Origin of the sequence: Pseudomonas campi, from assembly GCF_013200955.2 — a bacterium.
In the GTDB taxonomy this organism is placed as follows: Bacteria; Pseudomonadota; Gammaproteobacteria; order Pseudomonadales; family Pseudomonadaceae; genus Aquipseudomonas; species Aquipseudomonas campi.
The window spans coordinates 788206-805259 of sequence record NZ_CP053697.2; the positions used below are offsets into that span (position 1 = coordinate 788206).

The following is a 17054-nucleotide window of genomic DNA, read 5'->3' on the forward strand; positions in this document are numbered from 1 at the left end:
AGCCCTGCCACAGCGGCAGCCCGACACTCCGTTCGTCGCGCACGGAGAGCCGTCATGTCTGAACAACTCACGGCGCTCGCCAGCGTGTCCAGGGGGCGTGCCCTGGCCCGGCTGCTCGGTTATAGCCTGATCGGCCTGCTGCTGTTCTTCGTCCCGTTCGACATCGGCGGGCGTTCGACCATCCTCATCGACCATGCCGCCAGTGCCCTGCAGCTGCATGCGCGGCCTCTGGTGATCGGCCTGGCGCTGCTGTTCATGTTCTACGGCGCGCTGGCGCCCTGGTTCGACGGCAGCTGGCGCCGCAGCCTGACCCACAAGGTATTCAGCGTGCTCAAGGTGTTCGGCCTGCTGATCGGTGTGGCTTATCTGTTGCAGCTGGGCCCGCAGGCCCTGTACCAGCCGGGCATGTTGCCGTTCCTGTTCGACAAGCTGGTGCTCAGCCTGGCGCTGATCGTGCCGCTGGGCTCGCTGGCGCTGGTGTTCCTGATCGGCTTCGGCCTGCTCGAACTGGTCGGCGTGCTGATGCAGCCGGTGATGCGGCCGATCTGGCGCACGCCGGGCAAGTCGGCCATCGACGCCGTGGCCAGCTTCGTCGGCAGCTACTCGGTGGGCCTGCTGATCACCGATCGCATGTACCAGCAGGGCCATTACAGCGTGCGCGAGGCGGCGATCATCGCCACCGGCTTCTCCACCGTGTCCGCGCCGTTCATGGTAATCATCGCCAAGACCCTGGGCCTGATGGAGCAGTGGAACCTGTACTTCTGGGGCGCGATGCTGGTGACCTTTGCCGTTACCGCCGTCAGTGCGCGCATCTACCCGCTGTCGCGGTTGCCCTCGACGGCTCAACCGGAAGCGCAGCTGCAAGCGGGCGAGAGCCGCCTCGGCAGCGCCTGGCGTGCCGGCCTGCAGCAGGCCGGCAACGCGCCGTCGCTGTGGTCGGCGCTACGCGAAACCTTCCTCGACGGCCTGCGCATGACCGCCGCGATCCTGCCGAGCATCCTCGCCGTGGGCCTGCTCGGGCTGCTGGCCGCCCAGTACACCCCGTTGTTCGATGTGATCGGTCTGCTGCTCTACCCGGTGATCTGGCTGTTCGACCTGGCTGAGCCGATGCAGGTGGCGCGCGCCATCTCCGCCGGGCTGGCCGAGATGTTCCTGCCGGCCATGTTGCTGAAAGACGCCGACGTGCTGGTCAAGTTCGTCACCGCCATCGTCTCGGTGAGCAGCGTGCTGTTTCTCTCCGCTTCCATTCCCTGCGTGCTGGCCACGCGGATTCCCCTGAGCCTGGGCCAGCTGTTGCTGATCTGGCTGCAGCGCACGCTGCTCAGCCTGCTGTTCGCCATCCCGCTGGGCTACCTCGCACAATTTCTGGGCTGGCTCTGACCGCCCACCCACTACTGCCATCTCCACAGGAGCCGCAAGATGACCAAGTTCCGCGATATCGAAATCCGTGCCCCGCGCGGCAATAAGCTGACCGCCAAGAGCTGGCTGACCGAAGCGCCGCTGCGCATGCTGATGAACAACCTCGACCCGGACGTGGCCGAGAACCCCAAGGAGCTGGTGGTGTACGGCGGCATTGGCCGCGCCGCGCGCAACTGGGAGTGCTACGACAAGATCGTCGAGAGCCTGACCAACCTGAACGACGACGAGACCCTGCTGGTGCAATCCGGCAAGCCGGTCGGCGTGTTCAAGACCCACAGCAATGCGCCGCGCGTGCTGATCGCCAACTCCAACCTGGTGCCGCACTGGGCCAGCTGGGAACACTTCAACGAGCTGGATGCCAAGGGCCTGGCCATGTACGGGCAGATGACCGCCGGCAGCTGGATCTACATCGGCAGCCAGGGCATCGTCCAGGGCACCTACGAGACCTTCGTCGAGGCCGGGCGCCAGCACTACAACGGCAACCTCAAGGGTCGCTGGGTGTTGACCGCCGGGTTGGGCGGCATGGGCGGCGCCCAGCCGCTGGCCGCGACCCTGGCCGGTGCCTGCTCGCTGAGCATCGAATGCCAGCAGACCAGCATCGACTTCCGTCTGCGCAGTCGCTACGTGGATGAGCAGGCCACCGACCTCGACGACGCCCTGGCGCGCATCGCCAAGTACACCGCAGCAGGCAAGGCCATCTCCATCGCCCTGCTGGGCAACGCCGCCGAGATCTTCCCGGAACTGGTCAAGCGCGGAGTGCGCCCGGACATGGTCACCGACCAGACCAGCGCCCACGACCCGCTCAATGGCTACCTGCCAATCGGCTGGAGCTGGGCGCAGTACCGCGACCGCGCACAGACCGACCCGGCCGCCGTGGTCAAGGCCGCCAAGCAGTCCATGGCCGTGCATGTGCAGGCCATGCTCGACTTCCAGCAGATGGGCGTGCCGACCTTCGACTACGGCAACAACATCCGCCAGATGGCCAAGGAGGAGGGCGTGGCCAACGCCTTCGATTTCCCCGGCTTCGTCCCGGCCTATATCCGCCCGCTGTTCTGCCGCGGTGTCGGCCCGTTCCGCTGGGCGGCGCTGTCCGGCAACGCCGAGGACATCTACAAGACCGACGCCAAGGTCAAGCAACTGATCCCCGACGACGCCCACCTGCACCGCTGGCTGGACATGGCCCGCGAGCGCATCGCCTTCCAGGGCCTGCCGGCGCGTATCTGTTGGGTCGGCCTGGGCCTGCGCGCCAAACTCGGCCTGGCCTTCAACGAGATGGTGCGTAGTGGAGAACTGTCGGCGCCTATCGTCATCGGTCGCGACCATCTGGATAGCGGTTCGGTGTCCAGCCCCAACCGCGAGACCGAAGCGATGATGGATGGCTCCGACGCCGTGTCCGACTGGCCGCTGCTCAATGCCCTGCTGAATACCGCCAGCGGCGCCACCTGGGTCTCGCTGCACCATGGCGGCGGGGTGGGCATGGGCTTCTCCCAGCATTCCGGTATGGTCATCGTCTGTGATGGCACCGACGAGGCCGCCGCGCGCATTGCCCGCGTGCTGACCAACGACCCGGGCACCGGGGTGATGCGCCACGCCGATGCCGGTTACCAGATCGCCATCGATTGCGCCCGCGAGCAGGGGCTGAACCTGCCGATGATTGGTAAAGGAGAGTGATAGTGACTGCTCTGAATCTGCACCCTGGCCAGTTGACCCTGGCCGACCTGCGCGCCGCCTACCAGGCCCCCGTGCACCTGACGCTGGACGCCGCGGCCTACCCGGCCATCGACGCCAGCGTCGCCTGTGTCAACCAGATCATCGCCGAGGGCCGCACCGCCTACGGCATCAACACCGGTTTCGGCCTGCTGGCCTCGACTCGCATCGCCAACGACGACCTGGAAAAACTGCAGCGCTCGCTGGTGCTGTCGCACGCCGCCGGCATCGGCGAGCCGTTGAGTGACGCCATGGTGCGGTTGATCCTGCTGCTCAAGGTCAACAGCCTGGCGCGCGGCTTCTCCGGCATTCGGCGCAAGGTGATCGAGGCGCTGATCGCCCTGATCAACGCCGAGGTCTATCCGCACATTCCGCTCAAGGGCTCGGTCGGTGCCTCCGGCGACCTGGCGCCGCTGGCGCATATGTCGCTCGTTCTTTTGGGAGAAAGCCAAGCTCGACACAAGGGTGAATGGCTGCCGGCCACCGAGGCGCTGGCCATCGCCGGTCTGGAACCCATGACCCTGGCCGCCAAGGAGGGCCTGGCCCTGCTCAACGGCACCCAGGTCTCCACCGCCTACGCCCTGCGCGGGCTGTTCGAGGCCGAGGACCTGTTCGCCGCCGCCAGCGTCTGCGGTGCCCTCACCGTGGAGGCCGCGCTGGGGTCACGGGCGCCTTTCGACGCGCGCATCCATGCTGCCCGTGGCCAGCGCGGGCAAATCGACGCGGCCGCTACCTACCGTCATCTGCTCGGTGCCAGCAGCGAAGTCGGCCGTTCCCACGCGGCCTGCGACAAGGTGCAGGACCCGTACTCGCTGCGCTGCCAGCCGCAGGTGATGGGCGCCTGCCTGACCCAGTTGCGCCAGGCCGCCGAGGTGCTGGCGGTGGAGGCCAACGCGGTGTCGGACAACCCGCTGGTGTTCGCCGCCGAAGGCGAGGTGATTTCCGGCGGCAACTTCCACGCCGAGCCGGTGGCCATGGCCGCCGACAATATCGCCCTGGCCATCGCCGAGATCGGTGCGCTGGCCGAGCGGCGCATTTCGCTGATGATGGACAAGCATATGTCGCAGCTGCCGCCGTTCCTGGTGGCCAATGGCGGGGTGAACTCCGGCTTTATGATCGCCCAGGTCACGGCTGCCGCCCTGGCCAGCGAGAACAAGGCTTTGGCCCACCCGCACAGTGTCGACAGCCTGCCCACTTCGGCCAACCAGGAAGACCACGTGTCGATGGCTCCGGCCGCCGGCAAGCGCCTGTGGGAAATGGCCGCCAACACCCGTGGTGTGCTCGCCGTGGAATGGCTGGGTGCCTGCCAGGGCCTCGACTTCCGCGCCGGTCTGCACAGCTCGCCAGCCCTGGAGCAGGCACGCCAGCTGCTGCGGGCCAAGGTGCCGTACTACGTCGAGGACCGCTTCTTCGCCCCCGACATCGCCCTGGCCGACGCGCTGCTCGCCGAACGGGTGCTGACCCCGTTGCTGCCGGCGGGGCTGCTGCCTTCCGGGCTACTTCTGGGTTGAGTGTGTGCTCGGACTGCCCCCTCTCCCGTTCACGGGAGAGGGTTGGGGAGAGGGCGGGCCTGTACCCTCTCCCCCGGCCCCTCTCCCACAAGTGGGAGAGGGGGGAGGCTGCAAGTCGCTCCATGTGGGCGCTATCATCTGCGCACCGGGCGTATTCACCCAAGGAGCCGCAGTGGCCAGCACGACCCCCCGTTACCAGGCGATCGAAGCCTTCCTGCTCGAACGTATCCACAACGGCACTTACCCGGTCCACCACCAGATCCCCCCGGAAGAACAGCTGGCCCGCGACTTCGCCGTCAGCCGCATGACCGCCAACAAGGCGATCAACAACCTGGTGCAGCAGGGCTATCTGGTGCGCCAGGCCGGCCTCGGCACCTTCGTCACCGACCGCAAGGCCGAGTCCTCGCTGCACGAGGTGCTCAATATCGCCGCCGAAGTCCGTGCGCGCGGGCATGTCTACAGCAACGACGTGCTGCGCTGCGAAGCCATCGAGGCCGACGACGAAGTGGCCCTGCGCCTCGGCCTGCGCCTGGGCGCCCAGGTGTTCCACAGCATCCTGGTGCACCGCGAGAACGGCGTGCCGATCCAGCTGGAAGACCGCTTCGTCAACCCGCGCTGGGTGCCGCATTATCTGGACAGTGATTTTTCCCGGCAGACGCCCAACGAGGTGCTGGTCGCCAGTTGCCCGATTTCCGATGTCGAGCATGTGGTGGAAGCGGTGCTGGTGGATCAGCAGGTGGCCGGCTGGCTGGATATCGAAGCGGCAGCCCCCTGCCTGAGTGTGATCCGTCGCACCTGGTCGGACGATCACCTGGTCAGCTACGCGCGCCTGCTGCACCCCGGCGACCGCTACAAGCTGCGCTCGCGGATGACTCGCCGCTAAGGCCTGATGCCGTTTCGCCCAACGCGGCTGGCCTAGCAACTGAGGCTGAAAAAGCGCGGTGCTACCCTTTGTCGGGCGCGCCGCCGGGCGCGGATTTCTGGCCTATGGTGGGCTGACACTCACTCCCAGTAGCGAGGAACCTGCCATGACTACCCTGCATTGCACCTATCGCGACCACGCCATCCGTGCCCATGTCATCGAGCATCCGGGCATCCCCACCCCCTGGGCTGGCGGCTGCCAGATCACCACACCGGAAGGGCAGACCACGCGGCGCCTGGTGCTGCCGCTGAACTACCGCTTCCTGGCCGAACTGGACAGCGCCCAGCAGGCCTCCATCGCCCACGGCAAGTGGCTGGTGGATCAGCGCCTGGATGGCGGTCGCGAACTGCACTGACTGACTAGGGTCTGTTGCCGCTTCGTCGCGGCCGTGAACGAAGCGGCAACAGACTCTAGAACCGGGGCAGGCCTTGGCCGCCTGCTCCGGCGCACTTCGAAAAGCCGGCGTGCTGTTCTGCCGCGCGCGGCACCTCCTATCTGCATGCTCGCTAACCTGGCCACGGCCCGTCCCGTCAGGGCGTTCGCCCCCGGCCAGCGCAGCCCTGCCTGGCCGCTGGCGGGCACCCCAGTTTTTACCTAGCCAGCGAGTACAAAAATCATAATTTCGCCAATCCCCGGCTCCGAACAGAATGCGGCCAACACCCACAGATAGCCGCAGCAGTGGAACAACCCTGTTCGGAGTCAGAGGAGGCACATCATGACCGACCTGAATCAACCCGTCTTTGCGCAGCACACAGGCGTGACCCTTGAAGGAACAGAAATCGACACCCTGGTGGTGGGCGCCGGGCAGGCCGGCGTGGCCCTCAGCGAGCACTTGAACAAGCTCGGCGTGCCGCACCTGGTGCTGGAGCGCAATCGTATCGCCGAAGCCTGGCGCACAGGTCGCTGGGATTCGCTGGTGGCCAATGGCCCGGCCTGGCACGACCGCTTCCCGGGCCTGGAGTTCGATGATCTCGACGCCGATGCCTTTGCCCCGAAAGACCGCGTAGCCGCCTATTTCGAAGCCTATGCGCAGAAGTTCGCCGCGCCGATCCACACCGGCGTGGAGGTGAAGAAGGTGGTGCGCAATAGCGACCGCGCGGGCTTCACTGTCGAAACCTCCGCGGGCGTGATCCAGGCCAACCGCGTGGTGTCCGCCACCGGGCCGTTCCAGCGCCCGGTGATCCCGCCGATCGCGCCCAAGGACGACCGACTCACGCAGATCCACTCCGCGCAGTACTTCAACCCGCAGCAGCTGCCCGAGGGCGCGGTGCTGGTGGTGGGGGCGGGTTCATCCGGCGTACAGATCGCCGATGAGCTGATGCGTGCCGGGCGCAAGGTCTACCTCTCGGTCGGTCCGCACGATCGTCCGCCGCGCGCCTACCGCGGTCGCGACTTCTGCTGGTGGCTGGGCGTGCTCGGCCTGTGGGATGCCGAGGCCGCGCAGCCGGGAAAGGAGCACGTGACCATCGCCGTCAGCGGTGCCCGTGGCGGCCATACCGTCGACTTCCGTGGCCTGGCCCATCAGGGCATGACGCTGGTGGGGCTGACCCAGGCCTTCGACAACGGCGTGGTGACCTTCCAGCAGGACCTGGCCGACAACCTGGCGCGTGGCGACGAGAACTACCTGGCGCTGCTCGATGCGGCCGACGCCTACATCGCCCGCAATGGTCTCGACCTGCCGGAGGAGCCGGAAGCCCGTGCCAGCTACCCGGAGCCGGCGTGCGTGAGCCAGCCGCTGCTTGAGCTGGATCTGGTCCAGGCCGGCATCCGCACCATCATCTGGGCCACCGGCTATGCCGTCGATTTCAGCTGGCTGCAGGTGGATGCCTTCGACGCCAAGGGCAAGCCGCAGCATCAGCGCGGCGTGTCCAGCGAGCCGGGCATCTACTTCCTCGGCCTGCCGTGGCTGTCGCGCCGGGGCTCCACCTTTATCTGGGGCGTATGGCACGACGCCAAGCACATCGCCGGGCACATCGCCACGCAGCGCACCTACCTCGCCTACCGCGATGCCGTGCAGCGCCAGGCGCAAGACTGAGCCCAGCAACAGCCCCACTGGCACATGCCCGATGTGCCAGTTCCAACAGTCGGAATACAGGAAGCAAGTCGATGCCTACCCATACCCGCATCCGCATGTTCAACACCAAAGACACCTACCCCAACCAGAGCCTGGACAACGACCTGTGCCAGGCCGTGCGCGCCGGCAACACCGTGTATGTGCGCGGCCAGATCGGCACCGACTTCTCCGGCAAGCTGGTCGGCCTCGGCGACCCGCGTGCCCAGGCCGAGCAGGCCATGAAGAACGTCAAGCAACTGCTCGAAGAGGCCGGCAGCGACCTGTCGCACATCGTCAAGACCACCACCTACCTGATCGACCCGCGCTACCGCGAGCCGGTCTACCAGGAAGTCGGCAAGTGGCTGAAGGGCGTGTTCCCGATCTCCACCGGCCTGGTGATCAGCGGCCTCGGTCAGCCGGAGTGGTTGATGGAAATCGACGTGATCGCGGTGATTCCAGACGACTGGCAGGCACCGGCCTGAGGACATCTTCGCTCCCACGCGCCGCGTTTGCAGGACGTAGGGTGGACGGCGCTCTTCCCGTCCACCGAGCGGGCTTATGGTGGATGGGTGAAGCGTCATCCACCCTACCGAACGGGGTGCTTCGACGTTAACCACGGCGCCTCGCCTATAAAAGCTTCAAGGAGTTTGCATGACCTTTTCCATCGTCGGCCGCTGTGCCGAAACCGGCCAGCTGGGCATCGCCATCAGCTCGTCGAGCATCGCCGTCGGTGCGCGTTGCCCCTGGCTGCGTGCCGGTGTCGGCGCGGTGGCCTCGCAGAACATCACCTTGCCGGCTCTCGGCCCGCAGATTCTCGATGCCCTGGCCGCCGGCCAGGAACCGGCGGCGGCGCTGGACCAGGCGCTGACCCGCAACGGCTACAGCCAGTACCGCCAGGTGGCGTTGCTCGACAGCCAGGGGCGCAGCGCGCTGTTCTCCGGCAGCGAGGCGCTCGGCACGCACAACGCGCTGGCCGGCGAGCAATGCGTGGCGGCCGGCAACCTGTTGTCTTCGCCGGCGGTGATTGCGGCCATGGTCGCTGCCTTCGAGCAGGCGCCCGGCGCCCTCGCCGAGCGCCTGCTGGCCGCCATGCACGCGGCCATGGTCGCCGGTGGCGAAGCCGGGCCGGTGCATTCGGCGGCGCTCAAGGTGGTCGGCGACCTGGTCTGGCCGATCATCGACCTGCGCGTGGACTGGGCCGACGACGACCCGATCGGCGCGCTGGATCAACTCTGGCAGGCCTACCGCCCGCAGATGCAGGACTACATCACCCGCGCCCTCGACCCCACCGCCGCGCCCAGCTATGGCGTGCCGGGGGATGAATGACGGGGGAGCGCGCCCTCTCCCCAACCCTCTCCCGCTATTCATATGTGAAGAAGGGGAGAGGGGGCTGTCCGAGTGGGCAGGCAGCGATGTGCTGTCCTACTCCATCGCGTTCGCGCCCCAGTCACCCCTCGCCCGTTTACGGGAGAGGGGCCGGGGGAGAGGGTAGGGGTAAGGCAATTCCCATATTTCCCCAAATCCGACAACCACAGCCCCAGGAGCCCCACCCATGCCCACCAGCCGTGACCTGCTGGCCCGCCTCGTGGCCTTCCCCACCGTCAGCCGCGACTCCAACCTGGCGCTGATCGAGTTCGTCCGCGATTACCTGCATGACCTGGGCGTGGCCTGCGAGCTGGACTACAACGCCGAGCGGACCAAGGCCAACCTGTTCGCCACCATCGGCCCCAGCGACCGTGGCGGCGTGGTGCTCTCCGGGCATACCGACGTGGTGCCGGCCGACGGCCAGGCCTGGACCCTGCCGCCGTTTGAACTGAGCGAACGCGACGGCAAGCTGTACGGCCGTGGCACCGCCGACATGAAGGGCTATATCGCCTGCATGCTGGCCGCCGTGCCGCTGTTTCTGCAGGGCAATCTACGCCTGCCGCTGCACCTGGCGCTGTCCTACGACGAGGAAGTCGGCTGCCTCGGTGTGCGCTCGCTGCTGGCCGAACTGCAGCGCCGTCCGCACCCGCCAGTGCTGTGCATCATCGGCGAACCCACCGAACTCAAACCGGTGCTCGGCCACAAGGGCAAGCTGGCCATGCGCTGCCAGGTGCACGGCGCGGCCTGCCATTCGGCCTATGCGCCGCAAGGCGTCAACGCCATCGAATACGCCGCGCGGCTGATCGGCAAACTGGGCGAGATCGGCCAGCGCCTGGCTGCGCCCGAACACCACGATGAGCGCTTCGATCCGCCGTACTCCACGGTGCAGACCGGGCTGATCAGCGGCGGCAGGGCGCTGAATATCGTCCCGGCCGAATGCCAGTTTGACTTCGAAGTGCGCGCCCTGCCGGCAGCTGATCCGCAGCAGGTCGCCGCCGAGCTGCAGGACTACGCCGAACGCGAATTGCTGCCGCAGATGCGCGAGCGCAGTGCCGATACGGCGATCCGTTTCCAGCCGCTTTCGGCCTACCCAGGCCTGGCCACCGACCCGCACAGCGAGGCGGCCGAATTGCTCGCGCTGCTCAGCGGCAGTCGCGAGTTTGCCACCGTGGCCTACGGCACCGAAGGCGGCCTGTTCCACCAAGCCGGCATCCCCACCGTGGTCTGCGGCCCCGGCAGCATGGAACAGGGCCACAAGCCAGACGAATTCGTCAGCCAGCAACAGCTGGATGGCTGCGATGCGATGTTGCGGCGTTTGGCCGATTGGCTGCAGGGCAGTGCCTAGGCCGGATCAGCAGCGCACTCCCCATAAATAAATGCCGCAATATGCGCTGCGCTGGCCTCGGGATATTGCGACTGCGGGCCATGCCCCGAGCTGGGCAGGGTCAGTAGTTGCAGGGTGGGTAAGGCACGATTGAGCGCGTACCAGTTCTCCACGGGAAACACGATGTCGTGATCGCCACCCACGTGCAGCACCGGCGTTTGCGTCTGTTTGAGCGCGTCCAGTGCCGCCTGCAGCGGGAACATTGGGTTGCGCGGCCCGTCGCCCAGGGACTGTGCGGCCCAGGCATAAGGCACCGGCGTGCAGCGGCCTTCACTGCGCTGGGCAATGCGCTCGGCCGAACGCAACGCAGCTTCGCGGCTGCTCGCCGAGGCCGGCTCGAAGAACAGGCTGACGAAGTCCTCGAAGTCGTTGTCGCGGGCGGCCAGTTGGTAGAACAGCGGCTCGCCGGTCTTGACCAGCGGGCCGGGTGGCGTGGTGGCGATCAGCAGCAGATGGCTAAGCAGTTGCGGCGCCAGCAACAACACCAGTTGCGCCGCTATGCCACCGATCGACCAGCCACCCAGCACCACTCTGCCCAGCTGCAGCGCTCCGATCAGGTCGATGGCATCCTTGGCCAGCGCGGCCGGGTCATAGGTCGGCTGGCCTGTCGACCAACCGAGGCCGCTGTAGTCGAACACATACACCTGAAAACCCCGGCTGGCGAGCGCGTCGAGAAAGGCCGGATCCCAGTCGTCCATGGTGCCCCTGAAGCGCAGGCACAGCACCAGCGGCGTGCCGGCACCGATGACGCGATAGGCCAGACGGCGTTCCTCGACCTCGACGAACTGATTGGGCACTGCGCAGGCAGATGGGGAAAGACTCATGATTGTTCGCTCCATGTCAAAAACTGTTCCGACGATCTTCTAGAGCGCCTGCAGGTACTCGGCCGTGGAAATCACCGGGGCGTAGCCGAAACTGAGCGCGGCCATAAAGGCGGCGTGTACCTGCTCGGCGGGCACTTTGACGCCGTTGAACTCCAGGTCGAGAGTGGCGCAGGCATCGTGCAGTACCGTGGTGGCGTAGCCATAATCCACGGCGGCGCGGGTAATGCCGTCCACACACATATGGCTCATATTGCCCACCACCACGACGGCCTCGATGGCGTGCCGATCCAGTACGGCCTTGAGCTCGGTTTCCCGGAACGAGTTGATGTAGTGCTTGAGCACCACCGGCTCGTTAGGCTGATTGATCACGCTGGGGTGCAACTGTGCGCCTTCACTGTCAGGGCGGAAGAACGGCGCGTCGGCACTGGTGAACTCATGGCGGATATGCACCACCAGGTCGCCACGCTCGCGAAACACGGCGATCACCTGCGCCGCCTTGGTTGCCGCGGCCTCGACCTTGCTCAGGGTCCACAGGCCGCCGGGGAAGTAGTCGTTCTGAATATCCACCACGATCAGGGCGGTTTTGCTGCTCATCTGCCTGTCCTCTCAATAGATGTGAACCGGCCACTTAGCTGCGCAGGAAGGCCAGCATGTCGGCGCTGAGTTTTTCCTTGTGGGTATCGGTAATGCCGTGCGGCGCGCCGGGGTAGATCACCAGTTTGGCGTGCGGCACCAGCTTGGCCGCGGCCCGTCCGGCGGCATCCACGGGGACGATCTGGTCGTCGTCGCCGTGCAGGATCAGCGTGGGGATGGAGAACTTCTTCAGGTCTTCAGTGAAATCGGTTTCGGAGAAGGCCTTGATGCAGTCGTAGGCGTTCTTGTGCCCGGCCAGCATGCCCTGCATCCAGAAAGCGTCGATCACCCCCTGGGAGGGTTTGGCGCCGGGCCGGTTGTAGCCAAAGAACGGACCACTGGCGACGTCTTTGTACAGCTGCGAACGGTCGGCAATCGAAGCGGCGCGGATGCCGTCGAACACCGAAAGTGGCAGGCCGCCTGGATTGGCCTCGGTCTGCACCATCAGCGGCGGAACCGCCGAGATCAGCCCGGCCTTGGCCACTCTGGCAGTGCCGTGTTTGCCGATATAACGCGCCACCTCGCCGCCTCCAGTGGAAAACCCGAACAGCGCAGCGCCGTGTATATCCAGGTGCTCAAGCAACTGAGCCAGATCATCGGCGTAGGTGTTCATCTCGTTACCGTTCCAGGGTTGGCTGGAGCGGCCATGGCCACGGCGGTCGTGGGCGATCACCCGATAACCGTTGCTGGCCAGAAAGAACATCTGCGCCTCCCAACTATCGGAGTTGAGTGGCCAGCCGTGGCTGAGGACCACAACCGGGCCGGTGCCCCAATCCTTGTAATAAATCTCGGTGCCGTCGCGAGTGGTAATAGTGCCCATGGTCTTGCGCTCTCCATTCTCAGGTTGCGGATCGGTTGCTGCGGAGCCACTGCCGCGCATGCAACCGCCTAGGGGTAACAACATCGTCGTAGCGAGTGCGGCCGAGCCGAGCAGCAGTTGGCGACGGCCTTTATTCAGAGGTTGCTCAGGGTGTTGCGGCATGGTCGGGCTCTCCCTTGGTTGGCAATTGCGGCAGACGCACGCGCATCAGGTTCCAGGTGCTCACCTGTTCTTCCCACTCATCGCCCTCGGTAGGCGTCAGCGGCAAGGCCAGGTTGCTGACCACCATCCACTCGCCCAGCACCACACTGCTGGCGGGAAACAGCAGGCCACGCGGCGCACCGTTACTGGTGAGGCCTTGAAAGCCCCCCGCACGCACGCGGATCAGACCGCGCTCGTCGAGCCCGAGCAGTTGGTCGATCTGATTGGCCAGCAGCCACAGCAAGCCGTCGTGAAACAACAAGCCATCGGCCCCGGGCAAGCTCTCGGCCAGCACCTGCACCTCTCCGTTCGGCAGGCGCATACGCAGCAGGCGGCCGTCACCGGCGTTGTTGATATACAGCTGACTTTGGTCAGCATTGAAGGCCAGGCCGTTGGCTCCGAAGGGCAGAGAGTCGGCCGTGGCTAATAGCGGATCGCGCGACAGCACCTCTAGCGCGCAGGGTTTGCACCGCGTGGCGTTGGCGATGCGATACAGCGCGCCCTGGAAGGAATCGGAAACATAAAGGTCGCCATTACTGGCGAACACCAGACCGTTGGGTGCGGGCATGCCGCTGGAGCCGAAGTGGATCTGATCCTGGCTGCCATCCGGGTTGGCTACCGCGCGCGCAGCCGGTGCCGCTGGCTTCAATTGCGGGAAGTCGAGCAAGTCCTCGACTGGGGTGTTGGCCGCGAACTCCGCCGGGATGCGTTGCAGCTTACCCGCACCAAAATTGAGGATGTAAACCTGCCCATCGGCATAGCCCAGACCGGTCAGCGGGGTAACGGCAAACGCGCGTTGCGCCAGTAGCCGGCCGTCCGCCGCATAACGCAATAACTGGTTGTTGCGGGCGCTGGCGGGTTGGCGAGCATCGAAGGTGCCGACGTAGATTTCGCCGTTGTGTGGATTGACGGCGAGCCCTTCCGGATAACGCACACCGGCTGGCAGCTCGGCGAACGGCTCGACATCAAGCAGCTGCGGCCCCTGCGCCTCGGCCCATGCAGCGACGGATGCGCCGGCCAGAACTAGGCAGAGGATGCCCATACTGCGCTTCGACAGACTCATATAGCCTCCACTCGCGTCGATGATGTTCGAACGCTTCTGGGGGCTCGTCAGGACGCCGAATGCGGGGCAGCGGGTGGCGAGCGATGGTCGGATACTGGCGGCACTCACCAGTAGTCGGCTACGTAAAATCGGCAAAGCTGCTCAGCCTGTAGATTTGCCTGTTTTACGTATCGGTGCAGTGCCGCTCAGCGCAGCCTGGAGCCATCACCCACAGCCAGGACGCCGCCATGCCACCACGCATCACGCCGCGTCAGCGTGCTCGTCAGGCCACCTACGAGAACCTGCTAAGCCAGGTGCTGCAGCTGCTACCGATCACCACCGGCCGCACACCGCGCCTGGCCGAGTTGTGCCGCGCAGCGGGCGTCAGCGAACGCACACTGCGCACGGCCTTTATCGCCACCCTGGGCATGGCGCCGGCGCGCTATCTGCGTCTGCGCCGCTTACACCTGCTGCGCGCCGCTCTGGCGCTGGCCGACCAGAGCCACACCAGCGTCGCAGTGATCGCCCAACGTTTCGGTTACACCGATTGCGGACGCATGGCAGCGGACTATCACGCGCTGTTCGGTGAGTACCCCAGCACAACACTGCTGCGTGGCGTCAACGGTGGATAAGCGGCAAAGCCCTTGGCACAGGCCGCCGACTGCGCAGCGAATGTGACGGCAGTTCGCCGAAGTAGCTACGGTAGAAACCGGCGAAACGACCGAAATCCCACACGCCAAAACGTGCGCAGATATCGGTGATGGTCTCCCCCGGAGCCGCGCGCAATATGGCGCGGCGAATCGCGTGCAGGCGGTGCTGCATCAGATAGCGGTGCGGGCTCATGCCCAGGTAGCGGGTGAACAGGTTGCGCAGCGTACGCTCCGAGGTATTGCAGGCCTGGCACAGATCGGCCATATGCAACGGGGCATCCGGCATGGCGTCCAGTAATTCCAGGGCCCGTCGCAGAACCTGCTGATGGCTGTGCTGGGCGGCCACACCGCGCTGCGCTGGGGTCGCCGGCAACAGGCTGCGGAACACGTGGTCCATCAGCTCGCTGCGTGCCGCACTCTCGGCCGCCGGGGCATGCAGCTCTTGCGGCGCGCAATGATCGATACGCAGCAGACGCAGCGCCAGCCAGACCAGCGGTGCCAGGTCCTGCTGGGCCCTACAGATCAGGTTGCGCGAGAGGAGCGACGAATCGAACTCGTCCTCATGCTGCTGCGCCCAACGCAGCACCAGCTCGCAGGACATGGCCACCGTCATCCAGCTCGCCGGCTGGCTGGCGTCGATATGGAACATCGCCTCGGGCACCATCCAGCCGATCAAGCGCCGGTCCAGGCGCTGCCCACCTAGCACGGTGCACTCGTGGCGGCTCAGCGGCAGGAAGATATTGAAGAAACCCGGCAGGCCGACGCCGCTGTAGACGGTGCCAGCGCCCTCACGGCCGAACATCAGGGCCACGCCGTCCAGCTCGACAACGCGCAGACGCCAGTCGCGCTGCTGCCGCGAACGCAGCACGTAATGCCCCTCTACCCCATACAAAGCCTCTTCGAACTCATCGAAGTCGGCGCAGATCAGCCGGCTCATACCGCCCCCAGAAAAGCGCCCTACGCCGGTACTGGACATCCGCAGATCAACGCGCGGATTCAGTGTAGAAGCATTCGCATCTGCTTGCTGAGCTCGCGGCTCGGCGGCAGCAGGACAACTGAGGCGGGTGCGTGAAATGCATCCCGCGATGCTCCTGCTTCCACTGGTGGTGCTGTGCCGGCCCGGTAAAAATCCCCTCTCCCATGAACGGGAGAGGGGGCTAAAGCGCTCCGCGTTGGCGCGGCCAGCGTTAACCACCCGACGCAGCCACGAGGGATGGCACGCAAGCTCCCCTCTCCCACTTGTGGGAGACGACTGCATGAATGCAGGCGTTAGAGTGACGGAGGAAGCCCAAACCGAGGGGCTGGGGGGAGGGCGCCGGCAGGCCCGTAGCCCGGATTCCATCCGGGAAAGGTTGTCAGGCCCCCGGCCAACCCGCCTTGCCCAGGGCTTCCAGCAGGGTTTCGCGATCCAGCGCCTGCACCCGATGGCCATTGCCTTCCATGGTATTGGCCGCCAGCAGCGCATTGATGATGGCCTCTTCAACCGCCTCCGAGGCGGCGAGGAACAGGTCGCCGATATGGTCGTTGTTGACCATGCGCAGGCCGTCGCAGGTGAAGGCGCCCTTGCGTTCGTAGGCGGTGGCCTCCAGCTGCTGATTTCCGGTGGAGAAGGCGACGAAGATATCGCCGCTGCAGTCCTCGTTGCCGCCGCCGGTGCGGGCGATGCCGATGCTGGCGCGCTGGGCCAGGCGAGTGCACTGGTGCGGCAGCAGCGGCGCATCGGTGGCCAGGCAGACGACGATCGAACCCATCCCCGGATGCGGCAGGTCGGCGCGCAGGAAGGGCGACGTGGCCTTTTCCATATAACGCCCCACCGGGTAGCCATCCACGCGCAGCTCGCGGCGGGTGCCGTGGTTGGCCTGGACGATGGCGCCGACGGTCCAGCCACCCTGTGCCGCGTTCAGGCGCCGCGAGGCGGTGCCGATGCCACCCTTGTACTCGTGGCAGATCATGCCGCTGCCGCCGCCGACCGCGCCTTCGGCCACCGGGCCGCCCATGGCGCATTCCATGGCTTCGGCCACATGCTCGGGGCGCACGTGGAAGCCGTTGATGTCATTGAGCAGGCCGTCGAAGGTTTCCAGCACCACCGGCATGTTCCAGTACAGACGACCGTCTGCGGGCTGGTGCTGGCGGTCCAGGGCGATCAGCGCATCGCGCACCACGCCGACGCTGTGGGTGTTGGTGAAGGCGATCGGGCTGGTCAGCAGGCCGGCCTCACGAATCCACTCCAGGCCGGTGGCGTCGCCGTTGCCGTTGAGGATATGCACGCCGGCGAAGCACGGCTGCTGGGTGGTGGAACCCGGGCGCGGCTCGATCAGGGTGACCCCGGTGTTGATGTCGCGGCCACTGGCGCTGCGCCCTCTTACATTGCTGTGGCCGACGCGCACGCCGGGTACGTCGGTGATGGCGTTGAGGGGGCCTGGGGGCAGTTGGCCGAATTGGATATTCAGGTCGCGGGCACGCAGTTTCATGGTCTTTCTCGTTCTCAGGGTGTTATCAGGAAAAATCAGCGTTGTCGGGTGG

At 66.1% G+C, this 17054-nt stretch carries 16 protein-coding genes; 10 read left to right on the forward strand and 6 right to left on the reverse strand.

Annotation, left to right across the window (positions count from 1 at the left end):
- Positions 1-54: 54 nt before the first annotated feature.
- The 9 genes from HNE05_RS03560 to argE all read left to right on the forward strand — a co-directional run bounded on the left by HNE05_RS03560 (position 55) and on the right by argE (position 10322).
- On the forward strand, positions 55-1380 hold the full coding sequence (locus tag HNE05_RS03560; protein WP_173203412.1) for a YjiH family protein: 1326 nt from the start codon (positions 55-57) through the stop codon (positions 1378-1380).
- A 39-nt stretch (positions 1381-1419) separates the two neighbouring features.
- On the forward strand, positions 1420-3090 hold the full coding sequence (gene hutU, locus HNE05_RS03565) for a urocanate hydratase (protein ID WP_173203414.1): 1671 nt from the start codon (positions 1420-1422) through the stop codon (positions 3088-3090).
- Between the two features lie 2 nt (positions 3091-3092).
- Positions 3093-4637, forward strand: coding sequence for a histidine ammonia-lyase (hutH, locus tag HNE05_RS03570; protein WP_173203416.1), 1545 nt, complete (start codon positions 3093-3095; stop codon positions 4635-4637).
- Between the two features lie 172 nt (positions 4638-4809).
- Positions 4810-5520, forward strand: coding sequence for a histidine utilization repressor (gene hutC / locus HNE05_RS03575; protein WP_173203418.1), 711 nt, complete (start codon positions 4810-4812; stop codon positions 5518-5520).
- 145 nt (positions 5521-5665) lie between these two features.
- Positions 5666-5914 carry a hypothetical protein gene (locus HNE05_RS03580; protein ID WP_173203420.1) on the forward strand — a complete coding sequence of 83 codons (249 nt, stop codon included), beginning with the start codon at positions 5666-5668 and terminating at the stop codon, positions 5912-5914.
- A gap of 360 nt (positions 5915-6274) precedes the next feature.
- Positions 6275-7594 carry a flavin-containing monooxygenase gene (locus HNE05_RS03585; protein ID WP_173203422.1) on the forward strand — a complete coding sequence of 440 codons (1320 nt, stop codon included), beginning with the start codon at positions 6275-6277 and terminating at the stop codon, positions 7592-7594.
- A 71-nt stretch (positions 7595-7665) separates the two neighbouring features.
- Positions 7666-8094, forward strand: a complete 429-nt coding sequence (locus HNE05_RS03590; RefSeq protein ID WP_173203424.1) for a RidA family protein — start codon at positions 7666-7668, stop codon at positions 8092-8094.
- Between the two features lie 169 nt (positions 8095-8263).
- On the forward strand, positions 8264-8938 hold the full coding sequence (locus tag HNE05_RS03595) for a DUF1028 domain-containing protein (RefSeq protein WP_173203426.1): 675 nt from the start codon (positions 8264-8266) through the stop codon (positions 8936-8938).
- A gap of 226 nt (positions 8939-9164) precedes the next feature.
- Positions 9165-10322: an acetylornithine deacetylase gene (gene argE / locus HNE05_RS03600; RefSeq protein ID WP_173203428.1), complete on the forward strand. Its 1158-nt coding sequence runs from the start codon at positions 9165-9167 to the stop codon at positions 10320-10322.
- Here the strand turns inward: argE and HNE05_RS03605 are convergent.
- The 4 genes from HNE05_RS03605 to HNE05_RS03620 all read right to left on the reverse strand — a co-directional run bounded on the left by HNE05_RS03605 (position 10319) and on the right by HNE05_RS03620 (position 13902).
- Positions 10319-11185 carry an alpha/beta fold hydrolase gene (locus tag HNE05_RS03605; protein WP_173203430.1) on the reverse strand — a complete coding sequence of 289 codons (867 nt, stop codon included), beginning with the start codon at positions 11183-11185 and terminating at the stop codon, positions 10319-10321. The two genes, argE and HNE05_RS03605, sit on opposite strands and share 4 nt — an antisense overlap.
- Before the next feature lie 39 nt (positions 11186-11224).
- Entirely contained in the window at positions 11225-11779 is a 555-nt protein-coding gene (locus tag HNE05_RS03610) for a cysteine hydrolase family protein (RefSeq protein ID WP_173203432.1), read from the reverse strand.
- Positions 11780-11813: 34 nt separating this feature from the next.
- Entirely contained in the window at positions 11814-12638 is an 825-nt protein-coding gene (locus tag HNE05_RS03615) for an alpha/beta fold hydrolase (protein ID WP_173203434.1), read from the reverse strand.
- A gap of 145 nt (positions 12639-12783) precedes the next feature.
- The gene (locus HNE05_RS03620) at positions 12784-13902 is read right to left on the reverse strand and encodes an SMP-30/gluconolactonase/LRE family protein (RefSeq protein WP_173203436.1); all 1119 of its coding nucleotides are present in this window, start codon (positions 13900-13902) and stop codon (positions 12784-12786) included.
- Positions 13903-14129: 227 nt separating this feature from the next.
- On the opposite strand from HNE05_RS03620, the gene HNE05_RS03625 reads away from it, so the two are divergent.
- Positions 14130-14513, forward strand: coding sequence for a helix-turn-helix domain-containing protein (locus HNE05_RS03625; protein ID WP_173203438.1), 384 nt, complete (start codon positions 14130-14132; stop codon positions 14511-14513).
- Here HNE05_RS03625 and HNE05_RS03630 read toward each other — a convergent pair.
- Complete coding sequence (locus tag HNE05_RS03630) at positions 14500-15468, reverse strand: helix-turn-helix domain-containing protein (protein ID WP_173203440.1); 969 nt, start codon at positions 15466-15468, stop codon at positions 14500-14502. The genes HNE05_RS03625 and HNE05_RS03630 overlap by 14 nt on opposite strands.
- Positions 15469-15886: 418 nt before the next feature.
- Entirely contained in the window at positions 15887-17002 is a 1116-nt protein-coding gene (locus tag HNE05_RS03635; protein ID WP_173203442.1) for a DmpA family aminopeptidase, read from the reverse strand.
- Positions 17003-17054 lie beyond the last annotated feature (52 nt).

Coding starts and splice junctions, on each gene's coding strand:
- HNE05_RS03560 (WP_173203412.1), top strand. CDS start 55: ATGTCTGAACAACTCACGGCGCTCGCCAGCGTGTCCAGGGGGCGTGCC.
- hutU (WP_173203414.1), top strand. CDS start 1,420: ATGACCAAGTTCCGCGATATCGAAATCCGTGCCCCGCGCGGCAATAAG.
- HNE05_RS03580 (WP_173203420.1), top strand. CDS start 5,666: ATGACTACCCTGCATTGCACCTATCGCGACCACGCCATCCGTGCCCAT.
- HNE05_RS03585 (WP_173203422.1), top strand. CDS start 6,275: ATGACCGACCTGAATCAACCCGTCTTTGCGCAGCACACAGGCGTGACC.
- HNE05_RS03590 (WP_173203424.1), top strand. CDS start 7,666: ATGCCTACCCATACCCGCATCCGCATGTTCAACACCAAAGACACCTAC.
- HNE05_RS03595 (WP_173203426.1), top strand. CDS start 8,264: ATGACCTTTTCCATCGTCGGCCGCTGTGCCGAAACCGGCCAGCTGGGC.
- argE (WP_173203428.1), top strand. CDS start 9,165: ATGCCCACCAGCCGTGACCTGCTGGCCCGCCTCGTGGCCTTCCCCACC.
- HNE05_RS03605 (WP_173203430.1), bottom strand. CDS start 11,185: ATGAGTCTTTCCCCATCTGCCTGCGCAGTGCCCAATCAGTTCGTCGAG.
- HNE05_RS03610 (WP_173203432.1), bottom strand. CDS start 11,779: ATGAGCAGCAAAACCGCCCTGATCGTGGTGGATATTCAGAACGACTAC.
- HNE05_RS03615 (WP_173203434.1), bottom strand. CDS start 12,638: ATGGGCACTATTACCACTCGCGACGGCACCGAGATTTATTACAAGGAT.
- HNE05_RS03620 (WP_173203436.1), bottom strand. CDS start 13,902: ATGAGTCTGTCGAAGCGCAGTATGGGCATCCTCTGCCTAGTTCTGGCC.
- HNE05_RS03625 (WP_173203438.1), top strand. CDS start 14,130: ATGCCACCACGCATCACGCCGCGTCAGCGTGCTCGTCAGGCCACCTAC.
- HNE05_RS03630 (WP_173203440.1), bottom strand. CDS start 15,468: ATGAGCCGGCTGATCTGCGCCGACTTCGATGAGTTCGAAGAGGCTTTG.
- HNE05_RS03635 (WP_173203442.1), bottom strand. CDS start 17,002: ATGAAACTGCGTGCCCGCGACCTGAATATCCAATTCGGCCAACTGCCC.